Below are 8,123 nucleotides of genomic sequence, written 5' to 3'. Positions count from 1 at the left end.
GCGCGTTCATGCCACCGCTCGAGGCTCCACCGGCCGCGCCACCGCTCGCACCGCCCTGCATCGCGGCGCCGCCCGACTGTCCGGCTGCGCCGCCGGCACCGCCCGCGCCGCCTTGAGCGTGAGCAAAGCTCGCACCCGCCAGGAGCGCGATTGCAGCAACTGATACCATCAAGCGATTAGTCATCCTCGATCCTCCTCATCATTGGCACTGCCCGCGCCGACAACGGCAGGAGGTTGGAGTCGTTCCGCACGGCTCCGATCGTTCCGAAAATATCTCCCGGATCGCAACTTTATGAACGGATGCTCAGGGTCATGAATGCAGCATGACGAAAGCCGGACTCGACGCGCGCGACCTTGTTGTTCCGGCGGACTACACGGCCGCCGCGTGGCGCTCTCTGGCGTAGCGGACCAGCGCCAGGAAGCGATACAGGCCGTGGACGAACTTGCCGTAGGGCATGGTGATGAAGAGTGCGAACACCGCGCCGAGATGCAGCGCCAGCAGCGGGCCCATGACGCTGGTCTCGCGCAACAGCAGAAGGCCGAGGCCGGTGACGCCGGTCAACACCAGCATGGCCAGGAACGCGACATCCATGCCGCGACTGCCGTCGTCCATCATCGCCGGCTCGCGCCTGGCCTTCGCGGCATAGAGCCCGAGCGGGCCGATCACGATGCCGAGGCCGCCGAGCGTGCCGAGCACCACGGGCAGATCCCACAGCGGGTAGGGAGCCTCGCGCTGCAGGAGGTAGTGATAGAGCGTCGCGACGCTGGTCGAGGCGAAGCAGAGCAGGAAGCCGTAGAACGTCAGATGATGATAGAAGCGCCTGGTGTCATCGGGCTTCTCGTCCTCGTTGTAGCAGCCGACGCCGCCGCCATCGAGATAGCGCAGGCTGCCGGCGTCGCGCACCGCGCGCAGCAATGGCTGCGGTCGGGTGAGCGTGGCGTGCGGCTCGCCGATGTCGTTCCAGAAGGCGCGCGCGCCCATGACGAAGGCGATGACCGCCCACAGGAAGGCCGCGCCGAACACCAGCGCCATCGTGTTGTGCGGCATCAGCGCGTAGAACGAGCCGGGACCATGCCGGCTCTGCAGCAGCGCCGTGGGATCGTTGAAGGCGACGAAGCCGAGGATGAAGAGGGCGATGCTCAGCACCGCGGTCAGCGCGATGGCGAGGCCGTTGCGCTTGAACATCGGGGCGAGCGCGCGCGGCCAGGCATAGTCGGCGTAGCTCTCGCGCCGCACCCGGGCCAGCACGGCGGGGACGCGGACGTCGAATTCGTGCGGCGGCGAGAACTGGCAATCGACATAGCAGGCGCCGCAGGAATGGCAGAGATTGGCGAGATAATTGAGATCGCCCGACGTGAATGACCGGCGCATCTCCATCGCCGGAAACACGGCGCAGAGGCCCTCGCAATAGCGGCAGGAATTGCAGATCGTCATCAGCCGATCCGCCTCGGTCAACGCCTCACTGCGCTGCATGTCGTGCTGCTCCCGTGCCTGCGATGCGTCCGAACACGCTGCCGATGGTCATGCCGATGCCGGCGGCATAGCCGCGGCCGAGCACATTGCCGGCCATGATCTCCCCGGCGGCGTACATGTTGTCGGCCGGGCCGCCGGCCTTCATCATCATCTTCGCCTCGTGATCGACCCGCACCCCGAGATAGGTGAAGGTGATGCCGGGCCTCACGGGATAGGCGTAGTACGGGCCGGTCTCGATGCGCCGCGCCCAGTGCGATTTCGGCGGCGTCAGGTTTTCGGTGCGGCAATCATCGAGGATGTCGGGGTTGAAGCTGCCGTCGCGCACCGCGGCATTGAACTCCGCGACGGTCACCGCGAGCCTGTCGGGATCGAGATCGAGCTTGCCGGCGAGCTCGGTGATGCTGTCGGCCTGGATCGCAGGATAGAGCGAGGGCATGAACAGATTGGCCGATTTGGCATCGAAGATGATGTAGGCGATCTGGTCGGGCTGGGCGGCGACCAGCCGGCCCCAGATCGCGTAGCGCTTCGGCCAGACGTCCTCGCCCTCGTCGTAGAAGCGCTGCGCGTGCTTGTTGACGACGATGCCGAACACGACGCAGTCGAGCCGGGTGATGATGCCGCCATCATATTTCGGCGCGCGCGCGTCGATCGCCACGGCGTGGCATTGCGTCGGATCGCCGATGCTGTCGACGCCGGCGCCGAGCAGCATGTCCAGCACCGTGCCGCGGTTGTTCGGCGTGCCGCGAATGAGAAAATTGCGCGCGATGTCGCCCCAGCCTTCGACCAGCTTGTCGATGTTGGATTCGAAGCCGCCGGCCGCCGCGACCAGCGCCTTGCCGCGGATCCGCATCCTGCCGCTGGATTGCTGGACGATCGCTGCACGAAAACGCGTGCCGTCGATCTCAAGTCCGACGACTTCGGCCTCATAGCGCACGTCGACGCCGAGACGCTCCGCCGTCAGATAGAGCGCATTGAGCATCGCGCGGCCGCCGCCGAGGAAGAACGAGTTGGTCCGTCCCAGGCTCAGCGTGCCGCCGAGCGAGGGCTGGAAGCGCACGCCCTGTTCGACGATCCAATCGAGCATGTCCTTGGACTTGCTGATCATCATGCGCGCCAGCTGCTCGTTGGTCTGGCCCTCGGTGACGCGCAGCAGGTCGTCCCAGAATTCCTCCTCGGTGTAGGGCCCGCTCAGGGTCGCGGTCGCCGCATCGTGGGCGCAGCGCATGTTGCGGGTGTGGCGCGTATTGCCGCCCCGGTAGAACTTGGAGGCGGCCTCGAGCACGATGACTGAGGCACCGGCGCGGCGCGCCGATATGGCGGCACACAGGGCCGCGTTGCCGCCGCCGACGACCACGACGTCATAGGTTTTGGCATGATCAGCGATGTCGCCGTCGGTCGTCATGACGCGATCTCTCTCGGGAGATGGGCAGGGGCGGCCAGCAGGACCGGCCACCCAAAATTCGTATACTATTGTATACAAAAATATGCAACCCACCTTTTCCCGATGGCCGGGCTGTGAGACAGTGACGTTCATGACCGCCGATGCGCCGACGCTCACGATCGACCGCGACAACGTCTCATTGGGAGAGGCGGTGTTCCGCGCGCTGTGCCAGGCGCTCGAGACCGGCGTCTACCGATCCGGCGACCGGCTGCGCGAGGACGAGGTGGCGCAGCGGCTGGACGTCAGCCGCACGCCGGTTCGCGAAGCGTTTGGGAGGCTGATGGCGAAGGGCTGGGTGCAGCCGGCCGGCGGCCGCGGTCTCATCGTCCGCAGTCTCGATCCGAGCGAGGTGCTCGAGCTCTATGCGATGCGCGAAATTCTCGAAGGCGCGGCGGCAAGGCTGGCCGCGCAATACGCTGCGCCGGCCGAGGTCGCGGCGCTCCGCGACATTCATGCCCGCTTCGTCGCCGCGGACGGGGAGGCAGCCGAGCTCGCGCGGCTGAACCGGCTGATGCATGGGGCGATCCAGCGCGCCGCGCGCAACCGCTATCTCGATTCCGCACTGGCCGACATGCATGTCGCGATTTCCCTCTTGGGCACCACCACCTTTGCCGCCGAGGGACGTCCTGTCACCGCCGCTGCCGAGCATGCCGAGCTGATCGAGGCGATCGCCGCCCGCGATCCCGACCGCGCCGAGGCGATCGCGCGCAGCCACATCCGCGAGGCGCTGCGGACCCGGCTCGGGATGAAACTGACGGCGTGACAGGGGAGCGGCGCCTGCTGATCAAACAAAAAGGCCGGCTGTTCCAGCCGGCCTTTCGTGTCTCAAACCGCGACGAGCAGGGGCTCAGCAGGTCGCCTTGCCGCAGCGCGCGGTGCTGATCTTCTCGCGCAGGCCCTCGACGCCGACGGCCCCGACCACGACCTGCTTGCCAATCACGTAGCTCGGCGTGCCGTTCATGCCCATGTCCTCGGCGAGCTTGAAGTTCTCCTCGATCGTCGCCTTGGCCTCGGGGCTCGCCATGTCCTTCTCGATCCGGGCCACGTCGAGGCCGAGATCCTTGGCCACCGCCAGCGCATGCGCCTTGTCGGCCTGGCCGCGGCCGCCGAGCAGCTTTTGGTGGAAGTCGAGATATTTCTGCGGCGCCTGCATGCGCACCGCGACCGCCACCTGCGCGGCTTCGACCGAGCCCTGGCTCAGCACCGGAAACTCCTTGAGCACGACCTTGAGCTTCGGGTCGCTCTTCATCAGCTCCATCATGTCGGCCATTGCGCGCTTGCAGTAGCCGCAATTGTAGTCGAAGAACTCGACGAAGGTGACGTCGCCGTCCTTGTTGCCGAGCACGACGCCGCGCGGCGAGTTGAAGATCGTGTCGGCGTTCTTGGCGATGCTCGCCTCATGCTTGGCCGCCTCAGCCGCGGTCTGCCGCTTCTGCAGCTCGGCCATCGCCTCCTCGAGCACCTCGGGATGCGCGATCAGATAGTTCCTGACGATGGTCTCTATCTCGCCCCGCTGGCTGTCGGAGATGCTCTGTGCCGTCGCGACCTGCGGGACGCCGCTGAGCGAGAGCGCGAGCAGCGCCGCGGGAAGGAGCGTGCGGAATGACGGCATGAAGGAGGTCCTCTTGGTCAAAATGATCGGGTCCTTGTCGAGATCGGTTCATGGTATCTTGGTAAGCCTGCGGTGATATTAGCAGCAAATCGGTCGTTCTACTGGCTCGAAAGCGGCTTGGACGCGACGATGTCGTCCGCCTTGACCCATCCGGGAGATCCCACGGCAAAGCGGGTTTTCGCCCGCGACGCCAGCTCACGCGCCGTCTTGTTGTCGCCACGCAGGAAGGCCGCCTGGGCCGAGGCCAGGTCAGCCTCGGCGTAGTCGCCCTTGCGGCCATAGGCCATTGCGAGCTGGGCGTAGCCGAGCGGCGCCTCGGACTCGCGCGCCACCGCCGCGCGCAGGATCGAGATCGCCTCCTCCGTGTAGGCCTTGTTCTCCGATGCCACCAAGGCCTGGCCAAGTAACATCTCGATGAGCGGGGCGTTATTGGACAGCTGCACGGCCTTGCGCAGCGGCGCGATCGCCTCGGTCGGGCGGCCGCCTTCGAGCAGGGCCTGGCCGCGAACCTCGTAGAAATAGGGGTTGTTGGGCTGCACCTGGATCAGCGCGTCGATCTGGCTCAGCGCGCTGCGCAGGTCGCCGTGGAGATAGGTCGAGATCGCCCTGGCATAGCGGGCGGGCAGGCCGTTGTCGGACAGCGGATAGCGCCGCGCCACCGTGTCCGGCCGTTCCATGAACGCCGAGATCTTGGCCCGGACCATGTCGTGGCGCAGCTGCAGTGCGGCGTCGTCCTTCTTGTCCCAGTAGGGCGACTGCCGCGCCAGTCCTTCTAGCGCCTCGACGCGGTCCGCCGGCATCGGGTGCGACTGCAGATATGGATCGGCGCCGCGGGCGGCGAACAGGCTTTCATTGGTGAAGCGCTTGAAGGTCTCGTACATGCCCTTCGGCGATTGCGCCGTGGCGGTGAGGAATTTCACGCCGGCACGGTCGGCGTTCTCCTCCTGCTGCCGCTGATAGGACAGCAGCGAGCGGCGGATCACCTCGCCCGGCGCCGACAGCGTCGCAGCGCCGGCATTGGCGAGGCCGCCATTGCCGCCGCCGCGGGAGGCGCCGACCGCCAGCGCGCCGGCGCCGAGGATGGTGGCGATGATCATCTGGGTCTGGGCGGTGGCGAGCTGCTGGCGCAGCTTGGCGAGATGGCCGCCGGCGAGATGGCCGGTCTCGTGCGCGAGCACGCCGATCAGCTGGTTCGGATTTTCCGACTGCAGGATCGCGCCATAATTGACGAAGATGCGGCGGCCGTCGGCAACGAACGCGTTGAAGGACGCGTCGTTGATGATGACCATCTGGATGTTCTGCTTCTCGAGCCCGGCGACGCGCAGGATCGGCCGCGTATATTCGCGCAGCAGCACCTCGGTCTCGGTGTCGCGCAGGATCGGCGGTCCCTTGCCCTGCTGCGCAGAGGCCGGCGCCAGCGGCGCGATCGCCATCGCGGCTGCGACGAGCACGGCACACAAGCGGGACAGATTCTTGCGAAGCACGATACGGAGCAACATCAGGCGATCTTTGCAATTGGCGCGAGGCTCGATACGGGCTATTGCCCACCAAACTGCGGAATGCGGCTCATCTGCGGCGAATGGATCCCCAAATCAGCCCACACGACCTGTTCATTGGGGGCCTTCGCCGGCGGGTTGAACGAGCGGGTCCGAACAGCCGGGGTCAATAGCAGAAATCGATGGTGGATGCGACAGTGATACCGACATTGGAACAGCGGATCGCCAGCCTGACCGCGCCCTCCGCCCGCAGCGATGTTCCGCCGTTCATGGTGATGGACGTCATGGCGGCGGCCGAGCGCATCGAGGCGAGCGGCGGCCATGTGATTCACATGGAGGTCGGCCAGCCGGCCGCGCCGGCGCCGCGCACCGCGATCGCCGCTGCCCATGCTGCGCTCGACCAAGCCCGCATTGATTATACGTCCGCATTGGGCGTCGCGTCGCTGCGTCAGCGAATCGCACGCCACTATCGCGAGACCCATGGCTGCGAGATCGATCCGGCGCGGATCGTCATCACCACGGGGTCTTCGGCAGGGTTCATCCTCGCATTCCTCGCGATGTTCGAGCCCGGCGATCGCGTCGCCGTCACGGTGCCGGGCTATCCGCCGTATCGTCACATCCTGACCGCGCTCGGCTGCGAGCCGGTGCTGATCGAGACCACCGCCGAGAACCGTCACGCCTTGACCGGCGAGGCGCTGCTGGCGGCGCACCGCAAGACGCCGCTGAAGGGCGTGCTGGTGGCGAGCCCGGCCAATCCCACGGGGACGATGATGTCGCGCGAGGCGCTCGGCGGCGTCATCGCGGCGGCGCGCGAGGCCGGCATCCGCTTCATCTCCGACGAGATCTATCACGGGCTCGACTACGCGTTTCCGGCCGTCACCGCGGCGGAGCTGTCGCGCGAGGCTCTGATCATCAACTCGTTCTCGAAATACTTCTGCATGACCGGCTGGCGCATCGGCTGGATGGTGGTGCCGGATGCGCTGGTCCGTCCGATCGAACGCCTGCAGCAGAATCTTGCGATTTCGGTTCCAACCTTGTCGCAGATCGCGGCCGAGGCCGCGTTCGATGGCCGCGCCGAGATGGAGGCGATCAAGCACGGCTATCAGGAGAACCGCCGCATCCTGATCGAGGGCTTTCCGAAGGCCGGCCTGACCCGGTTCCTGCCGGCGGATGGCGCGTTCTATCTCTACGCTGACGTCTCCGACTTCACCACCGACAGCTTCGAATTCGCCAAGCGCATGCTCGAAGAGACGCATGTCGCGGCCACGCCGGGCGTCGACTTCGATCCGATCCACGGCCGCAGCTTCGTCCGCTTCTCCTATGCGCGCTCGGCCGAGGACATGCGCGAGGCGGTCGACCGGATCGCACGCTGGCTGGGCTAGGGCAGGGCCTTCGACCAGTCTCGGTTGTCATCGACCCGGCCGCGACGGCTGTCCGGTGGACGCCCGGGACGACGAAGGTGGCCGCTGAGCAGCGGCAAGCCGCATTCGCTGGCCCGGTCTCGACGAAAAACGCCCGGCCGATCGGCCGGGCGTTTTGCAACTTAGGCATTGATCGGCGGAGCGATTTACTGGCCGCCACCGAAGCGTCGCGACCACCAGCCGGCCCGGCGCGGGGCGGCAGGCGTGGTCTGTTCCGTCTCGGTCGCGACCGGCTCGGAGGCCGGAGTTTGCGCGATTGGGGCAGGGCTGCTCTCGGCGACATTCACGGCGGACGCCGTCGAATCGGGCTTCGGCTCGGTGACGAAGCTGACCTTCTCGCGCACGGTGGACCGCCGCGGAGTCTTCTCGGTCTCAGTCTTGGCCGCCTCGGCATCCTGCACCACCGCTTCAGCGGCAGCGGCCTCGGGGGCCGGCGTGGCGCGAGGCGCGACGGCCTCGTCGATCTCCGTCACCGCCGCAGCATGCGCCGGGGCGACAGGTTCGTCAGGCTGTGCGTCATGGTGTGGCGCGCCGTTGCCGTCGAAGTCCGCAACTGCGGCCTCGGCCTCCGAAACCGATGACGGCGCAAGTTCATCACCGATCGATGCGGCGAGACCTTCTTCCGCGCCACCACGGCGGCGACGGCCGCCGCGCCGTCCACGCCGGCGGGGCCGCCGCT

Annotated in this window: 8 protein-coding genes; 2 read left to right on the top strand and 6 right to left on the bottom strand. The window is 67.0% G+C overall.

The features are described 5' to 3' along the window. Nucleotides 1–370: 370 nt before the first annotated feature. Complete coding sequence (tcuB, locus tag BRAS3809_RS18645) at nt 371–1,474, bottom strand: tricarballylate utilization 4Fe-4S protein TcuB (RefSeq protein WP_008963629.1); 1,104 nt, start codon at nt 1,472–1,474, stop codon at nt 371–373. Continuing rightward, on the bottom strand, nt 1,461–2,876 hold the full coding sequence (tcuA, locus tag BRAS3809_RS18640) for an FAD-dependent tricarballylate dehydrogenase TcuA (protein WP_008963628.1): 1,416 nt from the start codon (nt 2,874–2,876) through the stop codon (nt 1,461–1,463). The genes tcuB and tcuA overlap by 14 nt, the downstream gene beginning before the upstream one ends. A gap of 130 nt (nt 2,877–3,006) precedes the next feature. Here tcuA and BRAS3809_RS18635 point away from each other — a divergent pair, with 130 nt between their 5' ends. Next, complete coding sequence (locus BRAS3809_RS18635) at nt 3,007–3,678, top strand: GntR family transcriptional regulator (protein ID WP_008963627.1); 672 nt, start codon at nt 3,007–3,009, stop codon at nt 3,676–3,678. An 84-nt stretch (nt 3,679–3,762) separates the two neighbouring features. On the opposite strand, the gene BRAS3809_RS18630 is transcribed toward BRAS3809_RS18635, so the two are convergent. Together BRAS3809_RS18630 and BRAS3809_RS18625 are read right to left on the bottom strand one after the other, a co-directional pair. After that, nucleotides 3,763–4,527 (bottom strand): DsbA family protein, encoded by a 765-nt coding sequence (locus BRAS3809_RS18630; protein ID WP_008963626.1) that lies wholly within the window; start codon nt 4,525–4,527, stop codon nt 3,763–3,765. Nucleotides 4,528–4,625: 98 nt separating this feature from the next. Continuing rightward, nucleotides 4,626–6,026: a M48 family metalloprotease gene (locus BRAS3809_RS18625; RefSeq protein ID WP_008963625.1), complete on the bottom strand. Its 1,401-nt coding sequence runs from the start codon at nt 6,024–6,026 to the stop codon at nt 4,626–4,628. A 179-nt stretch (nt 6,027–6,205) separates the two neighbouring features. Between BRAS3809_RS18625 and BRAS3809_RS18620 the strand changes: the two genes are divergently transcribed. Further along, a complete protein-coding gene (locus BRAS3809_RS18620; protein WP_008963624.1) occupies nt 6,206–7,405 on the top strand; it encodes a pyridoxal phosphate-dependent aminotransferase in 1,200 nt (399 codons plus the stop codon). 185 nt (nt 7,406–7,590) lie between these two features. Here the strand turns inward: BRAS3809_RS18620 and BRAS3809_RS37380 are convergent, their stop codons facing one another. Further along, the gene (locus BRAS3809_RS37380; RefSeq protein WP_008963623.1) at nt 7,591–7,917 is read right to left on the bottom strand and encodes a hypothetical protein; all 327 of its coding nucleotides are present in this window, start codon (nt 7,915–7,917) and stop codon (nt 7,591–7,593) included. Further along, nucleotides 7,914–8,123: hypothetical protein (locus tag BRAS3809_RS37375; protein ID WP_035656792.1), on the bottom strand; the 210-nt coding region annotated here is incomplete at its 5' end. The genes BRAS3809_RS37380 and BRAS3809_RS37375, both read right to left, overlap by 4 nt.

The sequence above is a fragment of the Bradyrhizobium sp. STM 3809 genome, from assembly GCF_000239795.1.
Taxonomy (GTDB): Bacteria; Pseudomonadota; Alphaproteobacteria; order Rhizobiales; family Xanthobacteraceae; genus Bradyrhizobium.
This window is presented reverse-complemented; position numbering and strand designations above follow the sequence as displayed.

Coding starts and splice junctions, on each gene's coding strand:
- tcuB (WP_008963629.1), bottom strand. CDS start 1,474: ATGCAGCGCAGTGAGGCGTTGACCGAGGCGGATCGGCTGATGACGATC.
- tcuA (WP_008963628.1), bottom strand. CDS start 2,876: ATGACGACCGACGGCGACATCGCTGATCATGCCAAAACCTATGACGTC.
- BRAS3809_RS18635 (WP_008963627.1), top strand. CDS start 3,007: ATGACCGCCGATGCGCCGACGCTCACGATCGACCGCGACAACGTCTCA.
- BRAS3809_RS18630 (WP_008963626.1), bottom strand. CDS start 4,527: ATGCCGTCATTCCGCACGCTCCTTCCCGCGGCGCTGCTCGCGCTCTCG.
- BRAS3809_RS18625 (WP_008963625.1), bottom strand. CDS start 6,026: ATGTTGCTCCGTATCGTGCTTCGCAAGAATCTGTCCCGCTTGTGTGCC.
- BRAS3809_RS18620 (WP_008963624.1), top strand. CDS start 6,206: ATGGTGGATGCGACAGTGATACCGACATTGGAACAGCGGATCGCCAGC.